This window comes from Bradyrhizobium agreste (genome assembly GCF_016031625.1).
Lineage (GTDB): Bacteria > Pseudomonadota > Alphaproteobacteria > Rhizobiales > Xanthobacteraceae > Bradyrhizobium > Bradyrhizobium agreste.
Genome location: NZ_JACCHP010000016.1, coordinates 67,895 through 89,736, shown reverse-complemented (window position 1 = coordinate 89,736; position 21,842 = coordinate 67,895). Strand labels below are relative to the sequence as shown.

17 protein-coding genes and 3 pseudogenes are annotated in these 21,842 nt (G+C 56.9%); 10 read left to right on the top strand and 10 right to left on the bottom strand.

Translation table 11 applies throughout. The features are described 5' to 3' along the window. Positions 1-322: 322 nt before the first annotated feature. The 3 genes and pseudogenes from HZZ13_RS23535 to HZZ13_RS23525 form a co-directional block, all read left to right on the top strand. Positions 323-1,825, top strand: a complete 1,503-nt coding sequence (locus HZZ13_RS23535) for an alkaline phosphatase family protein (RefSeq protein ID WP_246504535.1) — start codon at positions 323-325, stop codon at positions 1,823-1,825. 1,364 nt (positions 1,826-3,189) lie between these two features. After that, positions 3,190-4,395 carry a pentapeptide repeat-containing protein gene (locus HZZ13_RS23530; RefSeq protein ID WP_197961893.1) on the top strand — a complete coding sequence of 402 codons (1,206 nt, stop codon included), beginning with the start codon at positions 3,190-3,192 and terminating at the stop codon, positions 4,393-4,395. Between the two features lie 382 nt (positions 4,396-4,777). Then, positions 4,778-5,883 (top strand): annotated as a pseudogene (locus tag HZZ13_RS23525) (IS3 family transposase); the annotation flags it as partial. Positions 5,884-5,908: 25 nt separating this feature from the next. Here HZZ13_RS23525 and HZZ13_RS23520 read toward each other — a convergent pair. The 4 genes and pseudogenes from HZZ13_RS23520 to HZZ13_RS37665 all read right to left on the bottom strand — a co-directional run bounded on the left by HZZ13_RS23520 (position 5,909) and on the right by HZZ13_RS37665 (position 10,922). Next, positions 5,909-6,853: an XRE family transcriptional regulator gene (locus HZZ13_RS23520; protein ID WP_197961892.1), complete on the bottom strand. Its 945-nt coding sequence runs from the start codon at positions 6,851-6,853 to the stop codon at positions 5,909-5,911. 1,147 nt (positions 6,854-8,000) lie between these two features. Beyond that, on the bottom strand, positions 8,001-9,110 hold the full coding sequence (locus tag HZZ13_RS23515; RefSeq protein WP_197961891.1) for a pyridoxal phosphate-dependent aminotransferase: 1,110 nt from the start codon (positions 9,108-9,110) through the stop codon (positions 8,001-8,003). A 240-nt stretch (positions 9,111-9,350) separates the two neighbouring features. After that, complete coding sequence (locus HZZ13_RS23510; protein WP_197961890.1) at positions 9,351-9,956, bottom strand: CDP-alcohol phosphatidyltransferase family protein; 606 nt, start codon at positions 9,954-9,956, stop codon at positions 9,351-9,353. A 7-nt stretch (positions 9,957-9,963) separates the two neighbouring features. After that, positions 9,964-10,922: pseudogene (locus HZZ13_RS37665) on the bottom strand (isocitrate lyase/phosphoenolpyruvate mutase family protein). A gap of 580 nt (positions 10,923-11,502) precedes the next feature. Here HZZ13_RS37665 and HZZ13_RS23495 point away from each other — a divergent pair. Together HZZ13_RS23495 and HZZ13_RS23490 are read left to right on the top strand one after the other, a co-directional pair. Next, positions 11,503-11,712 carry a helix-turn-helix domain-containing protein gene (locus HZZ13_RS23495; RefSeq protein WP_197961889.1) on the top strand — a complete coding sequence of 70 codons (210 nt, stop codon included), beginning with the start codon at positions 11,503-11,505 and terminating at the stop codon, positions 11,710-11,712. Positions 11,713-12,075: 363 nt separating this feature from the next. Further along, positions 12,076-12,483 (top strand): ubiquitination-like system serine protease family protein, encoded by a 408-nt coding sequence (locus HZZ13_RS23490; protein WP_197961888.1) that lies wholly within the window; start codon positions 12,076-12,078, stop codon positions 12,481-12,483. 327 nt (positions 12,484-12,810) lie between these two features. Here HZZ13_RS23490 and HZZ13_RS23485 read toward each other — a convergent pair whose 3' ends face one another. Continuing rightward, a complete protein-coding gene (locus HZZ13_RS23485) occupies positions 12,811-13,287 on the bottom strand; it encodes an Lrp/AsnC family transcriptional regulator (protein WP_197961887.1) in 477 nt (158 codons plus the stop codon). Positions 13,288-13,866: 579 nt separating this feature from the next. Continuing rightward, complete coding sequence (locus HZZ13_RS37660) at positions 13,867-14,085, bottom strand: FAD-dependent oxidoreductase (protein WP_376707075.1); 219 nt, start codon at positions 14,083-14,085, stop codon at positions 13,867-13,869. Between the two features lie 816 nt (positions 14,086-14,901). Here HZZ13_RS37660 and HZZ13_RS23480 point away from each other — a divergent pair. After that, positions 14,902-15,333 (top strand): annotated as a pseudogene (locus tag HZZ13_RS23480) (cation:dicarboxylate symporter family transporter); the annotation flags it as partial. A gap of 168 nt (positions 15,334-15,501) precedes the next feature. Here HZZ13_RS23480 and hisC read toward each other — a convergent pair. After that, entirely contained in the window at positions 15,502-16,602 is a 1,101-nt protein-coding gene (gene hisC / locus HZZ13_RS23475; protein WP_197961886.1) for a histidinol-phosphate transaminase, read from the bottom strand. Positions 16,603-17,178: 576 nt separating this feature from the next. Between hisC and HZZ13_RS23470 the strand changes: the two genes are divergently transcribed. After that, positions 17,179-17,571 carry a hypothetical protein gene (locus tag HZZ13_RS23470; protein ID WP_197961885.1) on the top strand — a complete coding sequence of 131 codons (393 nt, stop codon included), beginning with the start codon at positions 17,179-17,181 and terminating at the stop codon, positions 17,569-17,571. 407 nt (positions 17,572-17,978) lie between these two features. Here the strand turns inward: HZZ13_RS23470 and HZZ13_RS23465 are convergent, their stop codons facing one another. Beyond that, positions 17,979-18,260: a helix-turn-helix domain-containing protein gene (locus tag HZZ13_RS23465; RefSeq protein ID WP_197961884.1), complete on the bottom strand. Its 282-nt coding sequence runs from the start codon at positions 18,258-18,260 to the stop codon at positions 17,979-17,981. Between the two features lie 632 nt (positions 18,261-18,892). Between HZZ13_RS23465 and HZZ13_RS23460 the strand changes: the two genes are divergently transcribed. From HZZ13_RS23460 to HZZ13_RS23455, 3 genes are all read left to right on the top strand, one after another. Beyond that, positions 18,893-19,165 carry a DNA -binding domain-containing protein gene (locus tag HZZ13_RS23460; protein WP_197961883.1) on the top strand — a complete coding sequence of 91 codons (273 nt, stop codon included), beginning with the start codon at positions 18,893-18,895 and terminating at the stop codon, positions 19,163-19,165. A 118-nt stretch (positions 19,166-19,283) separates the two neighbouring features. Continuing rightward, a complete protein-coding gene (locus HZZ13_RS36940) occupies positions 19,284-19,526 on the top strand; it encodes a transcriptional regulator domain-containing protein (RefSeq protein ID WP_311972750.1) in 243 nt (80 codons plus the stop codon). 46 nt (positions 19,527-19,572) lie between these two features. Further along, on the top strand, positions 19,573-20,112 hold the full coding sequence (locus HZZ13_RS23455) for a DUF2285 domain-containing protein (protein ID WP_197961882.1): 540 nt from the start codon (positions 19,573-19,575) through the stop codon (positions 20,110-20,112). A 263-nt stretch (positions 20,113-20,375) separates the two neighbouring features. On the opposite strand, the gene HZZ13_RS23450 is transcribed toward HZZ13_RS23455, so the two are convergent. Further along, positions 20,376-21,284 (bottom strand): LysR family transcriptional regulator, encoded by a 909-nt coding sequence (locus HZZ13_RS23450; protein ID WP_246504533.1) that lies wholly within the window; start codon positions 21,282-21,284, stop codon positions 20,376-20,378. Positions 21,285-21,450: 166 nt separating this feature from the next. Next, positions 21,451-21,732 carry a helix-turn-helix domain-containing protein gene (locus HZZ13_RS23445; protein WP_197961880.1) on the bottom strand — a complete coding sequence of 94 codons (282 nt, stop codon included), beginning with the start codon at positions 21,730-21,732 and terminating at the stop codon, positions 21,451-21,453. Positions 21,733-21,842 lie beyond the last annotated feature (110 nt).

The window sequence follows — 21,842 nt, the reverse complement described above, 5'->3', positions numbered from 1 at the left end:
TTACGAGGGTTTGCGCTGCGCCCGGAGACGTGCATCAGGCGACCATGTTCAGACCAAACTGCTGACACTGCAGCTGGAGTCCAATCCAACTCGGCCCAGACTACGGCTGAGGAGAGCTGCTGGCGCTCGCGAGCGGCTAATCCCGGCTCGGGACCCGTCGACACGCTGGCCGGGCGTTGGTCAGCATAGCCGGGAGCTCCGTGCCCGCATTGCGCCAGCGCTAGCAATCATTGTCGGTTCCAAGTCGATGGCGCTGGCGCGTCAGCCAAGTCCTGGGCGCTCCCGATCCGCTACCTCCCAGCTAAACGAAAGCTTTACGATCATGTTCGAACGACCGCACCGGAATCGGGTTCTCATCGTGCTGTTCGATGGGCTTCGACCCGATCTCGTCAAGCCATCACTAACGCCGAATCTGGTCAGGCTTCAGCGCCGCGGTGCGGTGCTGGCCCGGCAGCGCACCGTCTATCCCAGCGAAACACGAATCGCGCTCACGAGCCTCGTCACTGGCGCGACGCCGGATCGCCACGGCATCGTTGGAAACTCATATCTCGACCAGCAGTCGCCGATTCCGCGCTTCATCGACACGAGTGACGCGCGCATGATCGAGGATCTTGATGCCGCGAGCGGCGGCCATCTACTAGGTGTGCCGTCACTTGGCGAGATTTTAGCGGCGAACGGCAGGACCTTCGCGGTCCTGGCTTCCAACTCGGCGGGGGCAACGCGCCTGCTGAACCATAAGGCTCGAAAGTTCGGCCAAGTGACGCTCTCCGGTCACTTCCCTTGCATCGCGACTTCGGCCGAGATGCTCAGAGAAGTGGAGACTCTGCTGGGGCCGACGCCGGCGCCCCCGCCCACGGGCACCCCAGATCTTGCCTCTCAAGCCTTTCTGACCTCAGCATTTCTCGACGTCATCTGGCCTCGGCTTCGGCCCGACGTTGCAATCCTCTCCTTCAGTGAGCCCGATATCTCCTCGCACGATTGTGGGACTGGCGCGCCAAAGACGCTTGAAGCAATCAGCTTTGTCGATCGGCAGTTCGGCCGCGTGCTCGATTGGTGGGAGGCTGAGGGCTTGTCCCAAGGCGTGCACCTGATCGCCGCCTCCGATCATGGACACGTGACGGTCCATGCGCAGGCCGATCTAATCGAGACGCTGGAGGCTGCGGGGCTGCGCTGCGGCCCGACACCGGCAGCCGGGATCGATGCCATCGTCATACCTGGGCAGGTCGGAGCAATTTACCTCGCCGTGCCATCGGAAAACGTTATCCGCCGCGCGGTCGGGGCGATGATCGAAAGGCCCTGGTGTGGGCCGGTGTTCACCGCGGGCGGCACGGTCGATGGCATTGCACCGGGCAGCTTTGCCCGCCATTTGGTGTTCGCCGACCATGCCCGATCGGCGGACATCCTGTTCTCGTTCCGGTCGGATGATAGACTCGATCCATTTGGCCTTAACGGCCGCACTTGGAGTGCGGATGGGCCTGTCGGCTTCGGAGTGCACGGCGGGCTGCATGCCAAGGAGATGTCGTCGGTCGGCATTTTGGCGGGACCGCTGATCAAAGGCGGCTTCGCCTCGCAAATCCCCTCGAGCATTTGCGATTTTGCGCCGACAGTGCTCAGTCTTCTGGGCCTCTCGCGGTCGGCAACGATGACCGGTCGCCCCCTCGCAGAGGTCTTTATCCATAATGGAGAGGACCTGCCTGGTACGGTTGAGAAGATATACGAGACCAGCAGCGGCACATACCGGCAGTATCTTCGTCGTGTGCAGGTCGGCGAGGCCGTTTATCTTGATGCTGCTGACGTCGTAGCTCGTCCCAGCAACCTCACATGAAATGAGCGTCGATCCGCAAAGCTCATCAAGGGGGATAGTCGCGTTGCGTATCTCGATCCGTGATTGATGGTGGAATTCGTCGAAAAATTCGATGGAGCGCGAAATTTATGCGCTGACCGCGGGGTTACTGCATCAAATCAAACCCACATGTTTGCTATCCTGTGCGAATAAATACCATCCATCGGGAAGGGCCGGTTTATGTCGAAGGTATCACCATTTCATTCAAAGAAGCCCAATGCGCGGAACGTCTATCACGACAACGACAAGTGTACCGAGGGCAATAACATCGAACGGCAATATATCTCGCCTCCGGCACCGGCGGGCGGCCGCGCCGCGAACATTGCGCGCGCCTAGCCTAGTTCGCAACTGGCGTGGCGGGGAAAAATGAGCCCCGCCTCGCCAAGCAAAAATCCGCTCTTTACCCGACCGGAAGCAGTTCGGCGCTTGGTGGATTTGCATTAAGCAGGAAATGATGTGCGCCACTCAAGTCTGCGAGATCGGCGATCCTAACTAATGATCCGCAAGTCCAACAGCCGACCGGGGGCCTTCTGCGCTCTGCAAGGCCGGTCGTGTTAGTATGGGATTCAACCGCAAGAGTTCCTATGCCCTCACCATTCAGCAACTGCGCGAGCCGTAGCGCGAGGCCTACGATACCTCGCGGACTTCGCCCAGGAAATCACAGACGAGCGTGAAGTAGGGATCGTTCTGCCAGGCGGCTGCGGCAAGTCTGGGACGATTTCCGATGCATCGAGCGGATGGTCTCACCAAAAAGATGCGGTTGGAGAGTTAGTTGAAAATCGATCGTCTTTGATTAGCAACTTTCGCGGTATCAACCTCGTAGATGCTACCGACCTTGGCGACACGAATCGCTGGCCAGAATGGCTCAGGAAAATCCTGTAGAACTTCCGCCCGGTCACCATTGTGATGCCCGCATCATTCAAGTGCCCACCATCTCACTGTAAGATCGCCGCAATATATCCGCATCCAATTTCGTCCTGAGTTGAAATGCGAATTCGTCAGCGGCCTTGCGATTCTTTGCGGCCCAATACCTTCCATCGGCGCTTTGCGCTCGGCAGTTGGGCGATCGGTGCGCTGCAGGGTTGGGACCTGAGAGAAATACAACAGCAAACTACCTGCGATTGCGTTTCCTCCGTGAATGAACTAAATATTATAATGGATTGATTTCAGCGAATTCATCCTTCCTCCGCGATGCATAATTGTTGACTTAGGTCATCAAAGAGGGACGTGACCGGCAAGCTAGTAACCTCTTCGAGCTTTGAAACGCTCCTCTTTCAACCGGGTCGGGGGAGCGAACGTTGCCAGGAAGGCTCGCGGCGAATCCCTCATTGAATTGGGAGCGACAAATGGAGTCAACTAGTTGGATCATCGTGCCACTCGTCGGTTTACTCGCAGCTTATATAGTCTGGTGGTTTGTGCCACCGTGTATAGTCAATCGCTTCGGCATCACAGACACCAAAGACAAAGCCGATGTTACGGACAACTATCGTAAGACCATAGGTCAAGCACTCGGTGCTATCGTACTGATAGCCACGTTCGCCTGGACCTTCTACAAAGACAGGGAAGCAATCGACTTATCTCGGGCTCAGTTCAAGACGCAGACAGACCAATTCTTCGAACAGCAACGACAGGCGCGCGATCAGTTCATCAATCAGCAGTTTATTGCCGCGTCTGGGCTCTTGAAGGAAAAATCCGTAAGTACCCGCATAGCTGCTTTGTATGCGATCGAGCAGATTGCAGAATCAAAGCAGGCTAGTGATGGAAGAAATAGATATTTGATTCCAGCCATTCGTGCCGCAATCGGATTCATCATGAGTATTGGCGATGCTAGCCAAAGTGGAAATCCGATCGATCATCCTATTCAAGGAGATGCACAATCAGCGATCAGCATCCTAGCCAATCTCAATCTAAACCACCAGATAGATGTCGATTTGCGCAAATCTTACTTAGTAGGCGGAGACTTCAGGCTAAGAGACACTAAAGCGTTCGTCGTAGCAAACTTTCAGGGCGCAAGACTCTACGGAGCTAACTTTAGCGGCTTAGATCTCACAGGTGCGAAATTTGACGGTTCCTACATGGCCGACTGGGAGGCATATGGTACCGAGTGGGAGAAGAAAATTGCGAATCCCGACGATTATGAGAATACCCGCCAAGATTACACCGTTAACTTCGCGAGCGCTACGCTCAAAGACGCGGGATTTGATCATGTCGCCATGGGAGGCGCATCGTTCATAGAATCCTGTCTCGCCGGAGCTCGTTTTTACGAAACCGATCTATCTCGAGCCCTTTTCAAGAACGCGAACCTGGGCAATACGGCAAATTGCGATTTGAAGGGCAAGAAGGCTCATTTCTACAAGGCGAGACTGATCGAAGCAGACTTTTCCGGCGTTGACGTTGCTGAAGTCAATTTCGCGCAAACCAAGCTGACGAAGGCGCGCTTCATGAATGCGATCAATGTTGACAGAGCAAACTTTGAAGGCGCTTGTATTGACGAAAAAACCGAATTGCCGGCGTCGATTTTAAAAGACCTTCAGCGATGTGCATCTGACTAAGCACATAACGGCATCATCTGGAGTCCTAGCGTTACGCTGAGGGCTACGGATACCGCAGGCCTAGTCCCCGATTTGGGGTCAAGTAGTTCTTGACGGTCTGCGGATAGGATCTTTGGCCGGTCGTCGTCCTTAGCCAAACTGCACGAAAAGTTTCGCCTCGCGACTAAACAGAGCATCGATGAGCACTACAAGTGCATCCACGAGATCAGGCAGCGCGTACACACAGAGGTACGAATACTTTTTGAGGGCTTAAAGGTGTGTGAGATTGACGACACTGGAGATCAGCTTTGACCTTGCCCCACGGGCTTAATCCAGTTTGAAGTTCGCTCTGGCCCACATAAGGACCAGAGCATTGCGCAGTCGCTTTTCGGAAGAGCAGATCATGGGATTTTGAAGGAGCATGAGGCCGGCGTGTCGGTCGCCGATCTGTGCCGCAAGCATGGCGTCAGCGACGCCAGCATCTACAAATGGAAGGCCAAGTTCGGCGGGATGGAGGTCTCGGAGGCCAAGCGGCTGAAGACGCTGGAGGATGAGAACACGCGGCTAAAGCGACTTTTGGCCGACGCCATGCTGGACAATGCGGCCTTGAAGGACCTGTTGGGAAAGAAATGGTGACGCCCGCCGGAAAGCGGAAAGCTGTCGCCCACCTCGTGGACCTCTACGGGATGAGCGAACGGCGGGCGTGTAAAGCCATCGGCTGTTGCCGCATGACCATGAGATATCAGACAGCCCGGGCGGACGATGCCAGCCTTCGCCAGCGCATGAAAGCGATCGCCCAGGAGCGCCGCCGCTTCGGCTATCGGCGCCTGCACGTTCTGCTCAAGCGGGAGGGCTATCTGATCAACCATAAGAAGCTCTTCCGGCTTTACCGGGAGGAGAAGCTTGCAGTGCGCCGCCGCGGCGGCCGCAAGCGGGCGATCGGGACCAGGGCACCGATGATGGTGCCGATGGCTCCCAACGATCGCTGGTCGCTCGACTTCGTGTCGGATCAGCTGACCGACGGCCGCCGCTTCCGTATCTTGACCGTGGTCGGGCACCCGAGTGGCACGGGAACTGTACCGGCTGATGGCCGAGCGTGGCAAGCCGAAGATGGTGGTCAGCGACAAGGGCAGCGAGCTCACCAGCAACGTCATCCTGACATGGGCCGATCGGAGCCGCGTTCCCTGGCACTACATCGCGCCGGGCAAGCCCATGCAGAATGCCTTCATCGAGAGCTTCAACGGCCGGCTACGGGATGAATTGTTGAACGAGACGCTGTTCACCTCGCTGGCCCAGGCTCGCGTCGCACTCGGATGCTGGCGCGCCGACTACAACGATGCACGACCACACTCGGGGCTCGGATGGAAGACGCCGTCCGAGTTCGCCATCACCTGCAACCCGCGCCGGGACCTGGCGCTGCGCTATGCCGAGGGCTCCGCGCCAGCTCCCGTCGCTACCACCGCCCAAAAGGGCAGACCCAACTGCCAGAGCGAACTCAGGACTGGATAAAACTTGGGGGCAAGGTCAGCAGCATTCAGACTGAGGAGAGTCTGATCTGCTTGCCCACGTGTTCCCGCCAAAGTCCGAGCCGCTTGATTCTGTAGTCGACCAGCTCAGAGGATGTCCCGAATGCTGCAGCGATCTGCTCCGAAGAGCGCTTCTTACTCACGGCAGCAACAATGGCTGCTTTCGGTAGGAGCGTCGCCGAGGCGAGATAGTATGCGTCATGTTCCTCGGCCTTGTCATAGGTGCGTCCGTAAGCGTCAGCGATCCTGGCAATCTTAGTGAGTTTGTGCCCGAGCAAGATGTGCCAGAACTCCTCCAATAGCGTAACCCGCTGACGCTCCACGGTGTGGGTATCGTTCAAGAGCACCGCCCAATTCTCGTGATCAGGATCAAGCGGCACGCTCATTGCGGACCATTCGTCGCCGGCTTTGCCCCTCAACTGGCTTATGGTTCGGGCTTCCAAACAGTCTGCCTTTCCGACTGGAATAACCCTGACGCCGTCAACTTCGACGCGAAGACTGTCTAGCGCCTCATTTTGCGACAAACCCAAGTCCGCTCTGAACTTCGCTGCAGCTCGCTCAAGATCTTCCTTTGACAGCGAATCACTATTGGTAGGGGAGTTGTCCTCGATAGCTTCCTGTCCTCTCGAATTGCTGGGGCGTCCAATTGATTGAACTAAACGCTCGGCAGCCGTTAGCAACGTGTGCACGGTCGAAGACTGAATGTTCTTGCCTGCACGGAAGTGCACGAAAGCTACACTATCGAAGCTGAGTCCCGCTTCTTCTGCCTCTGCACCGAGCCACTGCAGAAGCCGGATTTTTGAGTTGTTGTCCGGCTGTCCCTCTCCACGTTCGATGCGGGCTAACGTAGAAAAACTTACCCCTATCGCTGCTGACAGGGCGCGGATGCTGAGCCCGTCTGCCTCCCGCTTCTTTTTTATGGCTTGGACTAGCTTTTCGTCAGTTGGGGGCATCTTGTTCCGTGCGAATGACACGCCTTGACACACCAGGGGCTTTGGGCCCAGCGTGTGCGCGTGACACAGATTCGCACATTTCCGCTACCAGGTGAAGCCGCCTTGGCTCCGGAGGGGGAGGCTCGATCCGTGTTGCAGCAAATCGGGGCCGCTCTGGACGAGCACCGCCCGCTTCGAGTGCGTAATCACGGGCTAATCGCCCTGGAAGCCTCCGTAACAGCCTCAGCGAAGGAGTTCGGCAATGAACGACAAGGAAAGACAAGATCCGCAGCCCGATCACGGGAAAGGCCCACCCGACGGAAAGGGACAGCCAGTGGACCACGGTCGGCCAGTCCCCCACCACGGGTCAGCCGCGACGTGCTCCGCGCCGCGTACGAGGGCCAGTTAAAATGCGTTACCGAAGCGTACCCCTCGCTTCGGACCTTTCCAGACGACGACGGAATGTGGCTCCTTGCAAGAAGCTCGATCATCCCGGGCTTGGAGCGGGAAGCCACGTTTCTTGTCGCTCTTCCATACCGATCAGAAGTAGGTCCCCGAGCATGGGGATTTTGGGCAGCTGCTGGTTCGTGTAGTTGGATCGGACCGCGACACACCAACTTCCGAGACGGATCGATCTGCGCCTTCTCCCCAAATGATGGAGCGTGGTTCGACGGCGGCGATCTGAGAACACTGCTCGATCTCTACAGCGCCTGGGCAGCGCGCCATCTGTACCTCGAAGTTTTCGATCGTTGGCCGGGAAAGCAATATGGACTGACCGGTGCCGATCCCCTGGTGCAGGCCTACTACCGGCTGCGCGAGTGCAAGGACAACGAACTCTGCGGATGCGGCTCGGAAAGCCGGCCATATGCGGAGTGTTGCAAGCCATCGGATCGGCGAATGGAGATCGAAGGAGCGTCTCGCTTCCTACGACATGTGCCGGGTGGATTTTCAACTCGCCAACCGCCACTATCAGTCGTCGAATTCGTTGAGGGCCGATCCGAAATTCCGCGAATGAAGTGCGTCCATCTTCAGATCGCGACTCGCTAACCAACGCTGTAACAGCTCGTATATGAGGGGCCCCCGCTCCGCGCGGGCTGTGCCTTTCGCGCGGTGGCAAAGAGAGTCTGGGGGAGCTGTCCCGGCGAATTCGAAGGCTCGGTAAGTTGCGCTAATCAGAAATGACTTTCAGTGCTTCCACCAAAAGCCTATTGTCGTCTTCAGTGCGGCTTGCGATGCGCAAGAATCGTTTGCCATTCTGAAGCGTCTTGCCGCCATTGTGCCTGATCAATATCCGTCCATCTTTCAAAAGTTTTGAGGCGATCACGTCCCCATCGGGAAAATGGGGCGGGAGTTCGCAGAACACGAAATTTGCATCTGGCTTCAGAACCCTCATTCCGTCGATGCTGCGCAGGTCTGCGTACAATTTGTCCCTATCGCTGCCTACCCTCATCCAGCTCTGCTTCGCCGCGTGCGCCATGTGAGGAAGCTTGCTTAGAAAAAACTCCGCAAACGTGTTGACATTCCACGCGGGCAGGGCAGCTCTAATTTCGTTCATCGTCTGTGGATTTGACGATGCCGCATACCCGAGCCGCAAACCGCATGTCCCGTAAATCTTTCCCAGGCTTTTGAGAACGATCACATTGGGAAATTCGAGCAAGTGATTTTCCAGGCTCGCACTTCGTCCGACTTCACTAAACTCGATGAATGACTCATCGATCAATAGGAGCCGCTGTTGATCTCGAAGCGCGGAAGCGAGATATAGCAAATCCGCATAGGGAACGGCCCGCGAAGTTGGATTATTCGGCGATATCACGACCGCGCCGTCGACACCATTTGCACGCGCAAACGCTGCATAGCCGTGCACATCGAGTTCAAAATCTGGCGGTGGCAGGATGAAGCGAGACAACCGCCCGGGCAAGGCGGTGGTTTCATAGGGATTGAAGGTTGGGACCGGGACCGCAATCCTCATACCCAGTCGACCAAGAAGGATGGGAATCAGTTCAGCCACGCCATTGCAAATGACAAGATTATGCGCCGGAATCTTCACCGCATCCGCAAGAAGCTGAAGCATCTGCACATTAGGAGAGGGATAGCAGGTGATAAGCCGCGGTAGAGCGTCCTTAAGTTCATCAAGGAACGCTTGCGGTGGAAAATAAGGATTCACCAGAAGGACAAAGTCCTTGATATCATATTTCCAATAGCCGCCGGGGAATCGGTTGATGAGGTCGGAGACGTCGCTCGACCTAAGCGGTACGTTGAATTGTGCAGTGCTGTTCATGTTTGAGACTAGCTGAAACGTTTCAGGGACGACTAAAATTCGAGAACGATCGCATTCTCTCGACTAGCTCACGGCGAACAACCATCGGGGAGCGCCGATTCGCGTGTAAATTTGCCCGGCAATAGGACTGGTGCGCGCACATTGCGATTGGCGAGACTACACGTCATCACGCGACCTGCGCGGTGGGGAAAGCCTGCAACACGCAGCAGCTCACTCGCTGGATCATACTGCCATCCGCAATCAAAGGGACCGACTAGCCAAAGCCACCGATGATGCGACTGCGAAGATGCTTATTGCCGCATACATTATTGCGCTGAGTGGTGGCACACGAACAGGCGCGACATGCGCCATGGCGAGCAGCAAGAAGCCAATGCTCACGACGTCAGAAAATGCTTCAGCAGGAATGAGAGGCTTGAGAAGAAATAAGAGCGCCAGGAACGGCACGTCGTAAGACAACGGAACGCCTAAGAAGCACCCATCGCACGACCGGCCAAAGTTCGCAAAGTAGCTAAGTCTTATTGCACCGGCGACCAGTAGCATCGTTGCGGTCGCAAGGGCGAGCGGCGAGGCTTGGCTGACTTGTACCACAATTACCGCAGGCAGAACGGCTCCATAGACAATATCGGCAAACCCGTCGAGGCTCGCTCCCATCTTTGCAACATCTGGATCGCGACCCTTCGTACGACCTGCCACAAAACCATCGAGGTGGTCCGATAGAACAGCCCAAAGCGCTACTGCCACAGATAGCTCGAGGCGCTCAGAGAGAGCAAGAAATAGGCTGGTGGAGGAAAAGAGGAGACCTGTGATTGTTATGGCGTTCGCTGGATCCCAAAGGTATTTTAGCATTGGACTCTCACCTAGTCTGCAAATCACGTGTCGGCGTGTAGGCGTTCATTCGGTTCCTGAAAATGCGCTCGGCAATTTGCAAATCCTCAGCATTATCAATTTCGTACCAGTTGAGGCCATCGCATCGCGCCGCGGCGAGCTGTAAACCTCGTCTCTCTATCAGATAACCCAAAAGTTCTTCGGTGTAGGTCTGCCTAGCCCCGGCAGCGATGATATCGTCCAGGGTCGGAACGATCGTTGCCTTGAGTGTCGGCGCCGAGAGACGTAATAGGTTCATCGTCTTGAATAGCTTTGGGCCATCCGCAACAAGATTTGACGCCGTTTGCTTCATTCGAAAGCCTGAGATGAAGCCGTTCTAAGACAACAGAACGGCTGATCCTTCCATGGAATCATCGAAGGGAACGACTGCAGCCACGTCAGTCTCCCGGCAGATAATCAAATATCGCAACGCATCCTCTTCGAAAAAGACGTCGCCCTCGAGAAGAAAGCAGTCGCCGGAGAGAAGAGCGTCGCGCGCCAGCCACAAAGAATAGGCGCTTCCGGTGCGGTCAAAAACAGTCGACTCGACATATTTGATTCTGAGTCGTCGATATCGGCGAGGGGGATGCCGATCCCCAACAAACGAGTTCATCTTCGGAAAACAGCTGTCCTCCAGTGCGACGCCGGCAGCGCCGCGCTGGAGGAGCTTGCGCGCCAACAGGCGAGCATTGTTGAAATTCCCGAAGCCTCGTCGCCGTCAACCAGGACAGGAAGTTGGCTCGAATCAACGATCCGCTCAACGGCCCCGACAAGCTGGCTCCACGATGCTTCGTTCGCCTCGCGGTAACCTAGGGAACAGGCAATCGACAGACCGGACGCCCAGAGACCCTTGAATCCTGAGCTCTCGGCGATTGTGGCGGACAGGCCGTCATGCGCCTCCATCAGAAATGAGAGCTCGCCATTCGAGCAGACCTGGGCACGAAGCATTTCGACAGGCGACGGCCGAGTGCATTGATGACCGGCGTTGGGCCGAGCGGATTGTGGTTGATACTTCATACAGAAGTTCCTGTTAGCCGGCGGTCGATTGGCGCAAACCGCACTGCTCATACCTTTTTGCTGTGCTGCCGATCAATGACCAGCGTTGGTAGGTGATTGGGACGTAAAAGCTTGCATGATCGCCTCAGGATGGACGCCGAACGCCGGGCCGTTGTGATGGGTGGATCCGAGCGACACGCTGGAAAGGAAAGCTTTGGTGCAAATGAAGGATCTCGGCTCGCAAGCCGGGTGTTACGGCGCCTTCACAGAGCATTCACCCCTTGCGGGAGGACGTCTCGCCAAAAAGTGATATCCAGCTCACACAGACGTTGAGCAAATATCGACTGCTCCGGTTGTCGTAGTTACTGCTGTTGCGTTTTCGACATATGTCGCAATCCCGTCGATAGGGCTGCAGTTGGGTGGCAGTCTCCGGACAAGTGAACCGGAAATCTCCCCGAGAGTTTGCGATGCCACTGACTGGTATGGCGTTTGCTGATCTCATTCCACGTCCTCTCTGCTCCAGGAGAAACTCATGGCCGATGTGAAAGAGATTGTTTCGTCGGCGCGGGAAAGACAGTGCTTACGATGGGTCGAGGAGGGGAAGTCATCCTGGGCCATCGGAGTCATCCTGAAAGTGAGCGACAACACCGTCAACTTTCATGTCAAAAATGCAATGCGAAAGCTGGAAGAGACCAGCCGTACCCAGTGCGTCGTCAAGGGACGGCGTCTGCGCCTTATTTAAGGTGGCGGCCGCGGTTCGGTTCCCGCTAATACAGATATAGCGAAATGTAAGGGGCCACTGTGGGTTGCCCCGGCGGAAATGCGGGCCCGCAGCTGTATAGCCATATTACAGGCGCCGTTACTATGAATCGTGCTTCTATTTGGTCGCCGATCATCACTGCGGGCTCCGCGGACCACTAGCATGGCCGTAGGAAACGGCGCTGGCCGCCGACCAGCGCCCACGATTCATTGACCCCGATGAGATACGGAGATGCGTGCGCGGTGGTGACAATCGAACGCGCGAGCTATTTAGCTACGTTTGATCTGTAGGCGCGGGTGCGGCGTGATCATCCGCTGCGAGCGATCCAGACGCGGCGAGGAAGACATGAGCATGGTTGCGAGGAGGGCGAACCTGCTCGGTTTTGCGGAATACCGCATGAGCGAGAAAAGATGCCTTGCCGCTCCGGGCGATGTGGTGGTCATTCAGCGAGGCGCGCTGCGCTCGGTCCTGATACGCTGTCCCGACGGATGCGGCGAAGCGCTCGTCGTCAATCTCGATCCACGCGTAGGAAAAGTCTTGGAGACCAGATATGCGGCCGACAAGCCAACCCTCTATCCGTCGGTTTGGCGAGACGGAGGATGCTGCAGTCATTTTATAATCTGGCGCGGCCAGCTCCTGTGGTGTGACCGCTTTGAAGAAGGTACCGTCGAGCCGAACTTCGACCTCGTCGCGCTCGGCGCGTTCTGGATTCGTTGCGAGGACACGAACTGCGTAGCGCCGAGGAAATCCTAAGGACTCGACGAGATTAAATGGGAATTCTCACGGGCAGGACAGACGCGCGTGCGCCGCAAATTGGCTATTTGGGGATCTGGTAAACAGAGGGATTGGTTCGCGCTGGCCTAGGCTACAATCACAATTCTGAGCGTGAGATTACTCGCCGGCCTTGTCCAGCGTGCCCGCTAATGGTCGGACTCAACGCACTACATATTTTCTTTTTGTATCTTGCCGTTAGTCTAGCTGTGCGATGATTGCGTCCACGGCATTGCCGCATGACCGGGCTGGAACGGTCAGGTCAAAACCTCAATTGCGGGCGCGAGACGATCGCCCTTATCGGTGCAGTCAATCGTCTGGGGGAAGCTCAACCGGAACGGCAAATCCGGCCTTTACGCGATCCAATATGACCATGCTCTTGAAGCCCTTGATATCGCGATTTTCGTAGAAGAAGCGCCGTGTGAACTCCTCATACTCCTCCATGGACCGCGCGGTAATGTACAGGACGAAGTCGGCATCGCCCGTGACGTAAAAGCCGTTGACGACGTCGATCGATGATTTGATGGCTTTTTTGAACTTATCGATGATATCGGCGCTTTCGCGCTCCAAGGTCACCAGCGCAAGTACTTGAATAGGTCGCCCGACCGCCCTCGGCGATACAACCGACACGTCGGCCTGGATGATGCCCTCCGAGCGGAGTCTCTTCAACCGTCGTTGGCACGCGGTAGCAGAAAGCCCGGCCATCTCGCCGATCACATCTGAAGTCAGACGGTTATTCTTTTGCACGATCTCGAGAATGCGGGCGTCTATTCGGTCGTACTGCATAACCACCTCCCAGCCTGAGACGAATTCCGCCGCCATATAACCACTATGCGCAGGAAATCCTCGAGGGTGAAAAATACGAGGAAATCTTCCGTGACAAAGGCCAAACTTGGATGGGTGTTGTCGCATAGCACTATCAAAGTGGAGATGATGGGCCTTGCCACCGGCATGCTGTGGCGCGGCAAGGAGCGAAGCCGCAAGGCCGGCCTTTCGGATGAGACCCCGAGTCTTCGTTTTCGACAAAGATGTGAACCAAAGCGAAGCCAAAACGCAACCGAGCCATGCCGCGTGATAAATCCATACCGAAAGGTCATCTTGATTGAAGTTAGCCAGCTACGCGCCCGCCGAGGAGTGCGCGCCAAGGCGCCGTTTGCCTCGCAGACGCGAACCTTATCGACCTCGTCCTCCAGCTCGATAACAGCCGCCGGAGCTACTCCGGATCGCAGGACGCCTTTTGTGCGCGGCTCGTTTTGCCAGCCGCGACCGGCACAGGCTGCAGCCTGCTCGTAACCCCATCTTGCTGGAGACGCGAAGCGCAGTCCCCGGCGCTCGACTTTCGCGCGGTGATATTGCAATCATCACTTAGTTTAGGCACGCGAAACTTTTTGCAGTCGCTCCAGAGCCGGGGACAGTACCATCAAACAACAATACCGTCATTTCGTTCGCGGCGAAATGAAGCGCGAGCGACACGCCCATAATCCCGGCTCCGGCAACAGCGACCAACAATGAGTCCTCTCTCAGCCAGCCGGACGCTCGTTGGAGGAAGCGCACAGCTTTTCCGCAGGCGACAAGTCTGCGCATCGATCAGCGCCGCCGGTGAGAACCAATTGTGGTTGATGCTCCATGTCCGAACACCTGCAGCTAACGTTTGATTGGTCCGACGTTCATCAACCTGTCAGTGACACGCGTCTTTGATCCTGACCAATTGCTAACTTTGGTAGCGTACGCAAAAGGAAAGAGAACATCAACATTCGCACCGCCCTTCACAGAAAGCGAACCGACGAGTCTTTGATCGCACCAAATTGGGAGAGATTTTCATCCAATCGTCGCTACGGGCGTGCGCACGGCCGGCCAGTGAAAACATCGCCATCATCATCTGTTCCATCGATTATCGACGCCTGAGACATGCAAGCTTAATGCGAAAATGCGCTTCCGTGAGCCGCGGATCAATCGATACTCTCAATCTCATATCGCCTAAGTTCATCCCGTCCCGCAGCCGCGAACTGCAGGCCTCGCCATCTCGCTTGGCGACAAGCTCCTCTGTAGGCCCGCGTCGCTCCGGCTCACGTTGTCCTGAGGGCGGCGACGAGAATCGCGGAAGGTTTCATCGTCTTGACAAGTCTTGGGCCGTCCGCAACCAAGTCGGCTGCCGCTTCATTCGGAACGCTGAGGTGAAGCTGCTATCCGACAACAGAGCGTGGCGAGGCCTGACAGCGCACCCAAATCGAGGCTTCCCGCGCGGAGGCCGAAAGGGGGAATCACGGCAACGGCATTCTCGGTCGCCGACACACTCAGGAACGCGGACATCCGGGTGAATATGCCCCATTTCGACCAAACGGCTGAAATCGAAGCCTTCTAACCAGCTCACCAGCATGCGCGGCCCGTCTGAGGCCGCCTGTGTTCGGCGTGTTCGCCATTATCCTGAAAGACGCGCCGATCGGAGCGTTCGCCGCCATGGTATTTACAATCGGCAGTTTCGGACCTCGGCGCTAGCCAATCTTACCGGATTGATCGCGCTGTTCTAAGCGGCGGCTGCGCTATTCGTGATCGCGGGTTGATCGCGCGGTTCGTCGGCTTCGCCTATTTCAGGTTCATCGCCTATCTCAAAGACGAGCTCTTGATTGTGCTCGGCACATCGTCGTCAGAGAGTGCGCCGCCACAATCGATGGAGAAGTTCGAGCGGCTCGGCTGCTCGGAGCCCGTGGCTGGGCTCGTCGTTCCGACCGGCTATTCCTTCAAGCTCGACGGCACCAACATTTATATCCCCCTGGAGACATTGTTCATCGCGCGGCCCTCTGGCTCGATCTTAGTTTTGACCAGCAACTCACGAGGCGCGACATCGTGGTGACGCTTCGGCTCCGCAGGATCCGCGGGGGAAGCCAGTATTGGCGACCGCTTGGCGCTCAGCTGCATGGGGTGTCTGCTGCGAGGCGCTGTTGCGGCCTTCTCGTTCCACTAGCAGTATAGTGAAACGAGCGCACATCGGCGTGCGGTTGGCTATTCATCTCTTTTCATGCGCTCTGAGATCGCCGCAACCGCTGTCAAGAACGAGTCCATTTGCTCCCTTGTGCCGATGCTGATGCGAATGCAGTCGTCAAGACCTTCATCTGCAAAGACAGCAACGAGTATGCCGTGACTTTCCAGCGCGGCATGCCACCAACTGCCGTCGTGTCCATTCGGCACCCGCGCCAGCAAGAAATTGGTATGAGAAGGCGCTACACCGAATCCGAATTGACGCAGTTGGGCCGCAACTCGTTCTCTTTCGTGTTTGATATGCCTATGATTCTCCTCGTAGGCCGCGCGATGTGAAAGGATGCTGACTCCGACCGCTTGCCCTATGATGTTCATGTTGAAAACGTTCTGGATGTTTCGCAGCCGTCCAATAATCTCTGGGTGACCAAGGCCGAAGCCGACGCGAATGCCCGCGGCCGCATAGCTCTTCGACAAAGTCCTCAGGAGCAGAAGGTTGGGATAGCGGCGGACGAGCCTCAGACCGTTATCCGGCGCGAAGTCGACATAGGCCTCGTCCAGCACGATTAAGCGATCAGACTGTGCAACGAGCCGTTCGATGTCGGCGATAGAGACGAACGTCCCGGTTGGGTTATTGGGATTGGCCAGCAAGATGAACTTGGCCTCCTTTGCCGGACCGAAGAGCAATTGGTCAATCGGAATCGAATGCGAGTCGATCCACGATACTTCGAGGAGCCTGGCGCTCTGCAACAGAGCAAGCTTTCGATTGAACGAGAATCCAGGAGATATCATTGCGACGCTGTCGCCGGGTCCAAGGAAGGCCCTGTAGATCAGGGCGAGAAGCTCCGACGAGCCGTTGCCGGCGATCACATGGTCCTTTGAGAGGCCGTAGGCGTCAGCGGCGGCTTCTCTCAGGCCGATGTTGTCGTCTTCCGGATACAAATACTGACGTTCGAGCGCCGAGATCGCACTTCGCCATACCATTGTTGGTAGTGGAAATGGGTTCTCATTGGTGTTTAGCTTCACGTAACGTGCATCTGGCGCCCGCCGTCCGGGTGATTGAGCGCCTAGCTCCTTAGCCGGCTGCGCAAGAGAAGAGAGCACACTTTGCAGCTTTGCATCGATCATGTCGGTTTCCCTGTTGATGCGCAGACGGCAGTTGCCATCGAGAGTGCGCAAGACGATCCAATAACAGTCCGTTTCGTGGACGTGGCATGGCGCAGTCTGCGGCGTTGGCGGTGCGCGAGCCGACAGTGGGCGGTTAAAGTACAGCCCATTGCTCGTAGGCCCTAGTCGGTGGTGCGCCAAGTTGCGAGCGCTTTGTCGATCTCAGCGCAACTGCGTGCAGCGGTGCGGAGTTGCCAAGCCAAGCCCTTCCAAACCGAAGCCGCGAGCCTTGGCCTATAGTCGGTACATAGGTGGCGTCATGCGATGCTCCCGGGTGAGGCACTGGCCTGCGCCGGCTTTTCCAACGGCCGTGGCGGCTTGTTTCTCGAAACTACAATTTGACGCTACGTGCGAATCAAGTCCTGTCGACGTGCTCGGCGGGCGGCTGGCGCGAGCTTGAACCATCGAGCGGGTTTGCAGCGCCATTTTCCGCGCCGCCTCTTCGCCCTGGACCCGTCTCACGACCTCAGTGTCCGTGTCGGAGGCAAATTTGGCGCCATTCTGTTAAGTTGAGCGCGCAACTCGCGAAAGTTCTCGATGATTCCGTTATGGACGACCGCGACATTTCCGTCATATGCGGTCGGAGCGCCAGCGACCAAGACCGGCATTTTATCTGCCAGTGCCTCCATGCTCTTGTACGGGGCTGCTGCGCCGTTCGGGGACGATTGCATCGCGGCCAGGGGAATAGCTGTGCGATTGCTCCCGATCGGCGCACTGCATTACCACCAGCTTTTTTATGGGCTATCAAGCTGTTCTGGGTTTCGGTTATTCAAGGCCGCAACGCTCATGCTGTCGATGACTGTCGCGCTTTCGGTTGTGTCTTCTGCGGCCGTTGTGAGTTTTACCCAACCTTTGGTCAAGCTGTTCAGCGATAGCGGGAACGTCACGGAAATTGCCGCCTCGATTTGTATCGTTTTCCATTTCTTTTGAGTTTTTTGGTACTGAGAGCTTCGTGACGATGATGCTTCAGTCGTTCGGGAGAGCACGACTTAGTGTGGCGCGTTCAATATGCAGCCGATGGATTCCATGTGATTCCGAAGATCGGTTCGAGCGGGTTCACGGAGTTTGTTGGTCCAGAATTGCGCCGACGCGGCAAGTTTAGGTCGGCAAGCTCCGGACGCACTCTTAGAGAAAGCCTCGGGCTCAAGCGGCCGGTCAATCGATTTACGCGAGCGGCGTAAGCGCTCATCTCGAAGATGCTCTGGCTTACTTGGGCACAGATGGCGCTGAGCGCTGTTTTGCAGCCGGAGGTCGGAATGGCCGCCGTAGACTCGAAGGGGGCACGTGAGCCGCTCCGGGGCCCCCGTCGTTCGCGATAAACATCGCTCTCTCGATATTTACCTCCTGTTCCGACACGGGTGGGCTGGCTTGCGTCCTCTGGACATCGGTTTGGGAGGCGCCGCACCCCTGGCCGGCTCAGCGAACAATTCGGACAAGTGAATACTTAACGTGCCGGCGATACAGTCCAGGAGATCGATGCTCGGGTTCTCTTTCTGCTGCTCAATGCCGCCCAAATATGAGCGGTCGATCCCGGCATCATAAGCCAATCGCTCTTGCGGAATGCCGCGATCTACACGGATCCGGCGCACATTCCAGGCCACAAGCGCACGAGCGTTCATGCGCAAAGCCAGTCATTCTGACGGCTATGAAACCACTGGTTATAGCCGAGCTATTCCGATAAGCTCCGACACAAGCAGTTGGCTGTCGGCGGACTATTGCTTTAACGCAGCAGGTCACGTGAGACGCAGATGTCCTGGAGTTTGTCTTCTTAATGCCGTTGGCCCATCACAAGCGACCTCGCAGCGCGACAACTCGCTACTGGCGGGACAGCAAAATGCCCCCAGAGTTTCCTGCGGCTTTTTGCCGGCGCCGCGACCCTATAGGACGACAGTTCAGCTGGAGCTCGAAAAGTCAACGAATTGTTTCCACTTGGCTGCCCTTTTGGGCTGCGGCCTTCACCAGCCGGCGGGTAAACGACTGGCCTCCACTCCGTTGCCCGTAGGGTGAGGAGGCAAGGACAGCCTCAGCTGTGTGGCCAGTCTGCGATCAGCCACCGTATGGACTGCAGGCAGATTCAGCGCCGATCAAAGAGCAAGTGCACAGAATGGAGCCGTTCCAGATGCGTTCGCGGTTAGGGTACGATCAAAAAGCCAAGGGGCCGCGACGATTCGAGCGGTACCAAAATGACCCTAAGTTCGTTATCGTTGCTCGGATTTCGATAGAATTTTCAGTTCGGTAGGAGTTTCAGTCAGTGCCGGCCGACCCGAAGATCGCAGAACTGGCTCCCAGCGCGCACGAGCTCACGTCATATGACAAGGAGCACGCCGTCACCTACATGCGACTTCTCGATGCCGACGCTGATAAAGCGGATTGGAGCGAAATCGCGCGCGTTGTGCTTGGGCTTGACCCGACCGTTGAACCGGATCGTGCGCGACGCACCTTCGTAAGTCATCTGACGCGGGCAAAGTGGCTAGCAGGCCACGGCTATCGCGATCTGCTGCGTGGCGGTTGGCCAAAGCAATGAACACCGTCGCTCTCAGGATCGGGGGAATTTCTAGCAATCGCAAATAACTATCATTCCATCGATTAAGTGCGTGCAGGGCCGGTACGCGGTACGTACCTAACCGGAATGTGCCACAATCATGGGGTGCACTTCCTCGCGTGTGAAATCTTGCGGGGAGATTGTGACAATGCCGGGTACTGACTGGAGATCTGAGGAAGCATACAGCAACCTCAAGAAGGCAGAAGCTGCCGACGTGGCCTGGGAGTGGCTGCGCCGAGATCCCGATTACCATCAGGATTATAGGCGCTTGTCTCGCCGCCAACGATCCAGCGCAACCACGGAGCAGTTGCGACGGAAGTGGGGGCTCTCGTTTTCCAGCTGATCCGCAAAAGGCATTCGACAAGCAAGCAGTCTTCTGGGCACCCGAAGTGCTGTCGACCGTACTGCATGTGCGGGCGGCCAACTGCGTGGCGCCCAAAAGCTACCAGATCGATTTCGGCAATCTGCCGGGCAGCGACGTTCGTCGCGCGCCGGATGGCTGGCACGCCATCGTGCCGCTCGGAGGCGCGAAGCATCGCCTTTGGCTGAGGAGCCTTCCGGCGAGTGGGTCTGTTGTCGTGCTCGATCTGCCGCTCGACGCGGATTTCGAGCTTCGCTTGCAGGCCGCACGTCGATTTTGGCTCGCCCTTGAGCATCGGCCGCTCGGAACGCCTCCTCTTGATTTGCCAGCTTTGAAGCGGCGTCGCCTTATCCTCGCGCTGCGCGCACTGGATGGATGGCAGGAAGGAAATAACTATCGCCAAATCGCGCAAGGTCTGTTTGGAAGCCATCGTATTGCCGAGCGGGGCTGGAAAACAGACGAACTGCGCGCCCAAACCATTCGACTGGTTAAGCTGGGGCGGCGCCTCATGCGCCTTCGCTGCCGCGCATTGCTCCACAAGGGCCGACGCAGGAATGACAGTTCATGAGCTCTCGGGCGATCAATGGCATACCTCCGCTCTGCCAAGCCATTCTTCTGATATGGCACGATGGCGGATAGCAGGAGATCTTTGCGTTCCGATCTCTCACTCTGTCCCTTGTCGTCGGGATGAATGCAACCGAGAGGTAATCGCAGCCGGAAGGAAGACGTCGCCCCTTGTTCGGATTGTCTTTCTGGTTGACGGCTCTCGACATGAATGGGGGCGGTACAGCGATCTGGCGCAGAGTCATGGCGGAGACCTGGAGAGGCGTTTCAGGTAGCCCGAGCTAGCGTCGCCTTCTTGCAAAGACGAGCAACCCATCGGCAAAAAGAACGAGCGATCTCGGGATGCTCGCTGCGATCCACCGCATAGGCGCGATATTGCATGCCACTTGGAGCGCGTGAGCCGGGAATGATTTGCAAAGCGCCCCCTCGCACCATATCACTGACGATGATTTCTGGTGCGACAAGAAGGCATTTTCCTGTCATGACTGCCGGCAGAGCAAGATAGTTGTGATCATAGCGCGCGCCCGCTCGGATGTCGTTTGAGGACAGGTTCATCGCCCTCAGCCATGTCGGCAGGATGTCGGGACGAGATGTGATGTTCAGTATCGGCGTTGATCGAACAATCGAGAGCTCTCTGCCCGCGACTAGATTTGGCGGCCCCACGCATACCAGCTCCTCATTGTAGATCTCCCAGCTATCGGCAGGTTCGATGACGGAAAGGTCGCGTGTAATCAATATATCGTAGCCATCCGAAGATGTCGGCGGCGACAGCGAGCTGACGACGTCCACGATAACACCGCCAGCTTCAGCAGAGAATGCTTGCAGATTTGGAATCAGAAGCGAGGAAGCAAAAGTCGATAGTGATGTGCGAACGACAATCCGATTGGTGCCCGCGGCCGCCCGCCGTCGCATTCTCTTGGCGGTGAAGCCGACTGTCTCGAGCGGTTCAGAGACTGCGTTAGCAAATAGTCTTCCGAACTCGGTCAAATGACTGCGTCGGCCGCGCCGCTCGATGAGGTCCGCACCGAGATAGTCCCGCAGGACGGACAAATAACGGCTGACCGAGCTTTGAGTCGTTCCCAAGCTGCTGGCGGCGCGCGTGACGCTGCCTTCGCGGGCGACGATCACAAACGCGCGGATGGCGTTTAGAGGAACTTCATCGTCTTGAGCCGCCATTGTCTGCTCCGGCGCCAGATTGAACATCCATCACATTATTCGATGTCCATGGCGGGATCGCCGCGAATCAAGGCTCGGCTGCGCACAAAATCCGCGTGGGAGCGCCTTCATACTTGGTCCAGTACCGCACAAGATCGGCGTTCACGGCTCGGTCCTGTCAGAGGGACTAGGTCCTTTTGCGGCGTGCCGCCTTGGGCTTGCGACCTTTAGGTAAGGTGGCGGGCGGCGGCGCACCCTTGGATGGCCGAACAAACAGCTCGGAGACAGCAACACCGAGCGTGTCGGCAAGACGATCAAGAAGATCGATTGTCGGGTTCGCCTGCTGGCGCTCCAGTCCGCTCATATAGGAGCGATCAACACCTGCATCGTAGGCCAATTGCTCTTGCGGAATACCGCGCTCGACGCGGATCCGGCGCACATTGTAAGCCACAAGCGCACGAGCTCTCATGCGCGAAGGCAGCCATTTCGATGGTCATCAAACCACTGCCTATAACCTACATAAAAATTCACAAAGTTGGAGGTTTTCGATCGAGCTATTCGGTGCGTGTCACCGAATCG

Bases quoted from the DNA above. Each gene is read 5' to 3' on its own strand.
- HZZ13_RS23535 (WP_246504535.1), top strand. From the start codon at position 323: ATGTTCGAACGACCGCACCGGAATCGGGTTCTCATCGTGCTGTTCGAT.
- HZZ13_RS23530 (WP_197961893.1), top strand. From the start codon at position 3,190: ATGGAGTCAACTAGTTGGATCATCGTGCCACTCGTCGGTTTACTCGCA.
- HZZ13_RS23520 (WP_197961892.1), bottom strand. From the start codon at position 6,853: ATGCCCCCAACTGACGAAAAGCTAGTCCAAGCCATAAAAAAGAAGCGG.
- HZZ13_RS23515 (WP_197961891.1), bottom strand. From the start codon at position 9,110: ATGAACAGCACTGCACAATTCAACGTACCGCTTAGGTCGAGCGACGTC.
- HZZ13_RS23510 (WP_197961890.1), bottom strand. From the start codon at position 9,956: ATGCTAAAATACCTTTGGGATCCAGCGAACGCCATAACAATCACAGGT.
- HZZ13_RS23495 (WP_197961889.1), top strand. From the start codon at position 11,503: ATGGCCGATGTGAAAGAGATTGTTTCGTCGGCGCGGGAAAGACAGTGC.
- HZZ13_RS23490 (WP_197961888.1), top strand. From the start codon at position 12,076: ATGAGCATGGTTGCGAGGAGGGCGAACCTGCTCGGTTTTGCGGAATAC.
- HZZ13_RS23485 (WP_197961887.1), bottom strand. From the start codon at position 13,287: ATGCAGTACGACCGAATAGACGCCCGCATTCTCGAGATCGTGCAAAAG.
- HZZ13_RS37660 (WP_376707075.1), bottom strand. From the start codon at position 14,085: ATGCGCAGACTTGTCGCCTGCGGAAAAGCTGTGCGCTTCCTCCAACGA.
- hisC (WP_197961886.1), bottom strand. From the start codon at position 16,602: ATGATCGATGCAAAGCTGCAAAGTGTGCTCTCTTCTCTTGCGCAGCCG.
- HZZ13_RS23470 (WP_197961885.1), top strand. From the start codon at position 17,179: ATGATTCCGTTATGGACGACCGCGACATTTCCGTCATATGCGGTCGGA.
- HZZ13_RS23465 (WP_197961884.1), bottom strand. From the start codon at position 18,260: ATGAACGCTCGTGCGCTTGTGGCCTGGAATGTGCGCCGGATCCGTGTA.
- HZZ13_RS36940 (WP_311972750.1), top strand. From the start codon at position 19,284: ATGGGGTGCACTTCCTCGCGTGTGAAATCTTGCGGGGAGATTGTGACA.
- HZZ13_RS23450 (WP_246504533.1), bottom strand. From the start codon at position 21,284: ATGGCGGCTCAAGACGATGAAGTTCCTCTAAACGCCATCCGCGCGTTT.
- HZZ13_RS23445 (WP_197961880.1), bottom strand. From the start codon at position 21,732: ATGAGAGCTCGTGCGCTTGTGGCTTACAATGTGCGCCGGATCCGCGTC.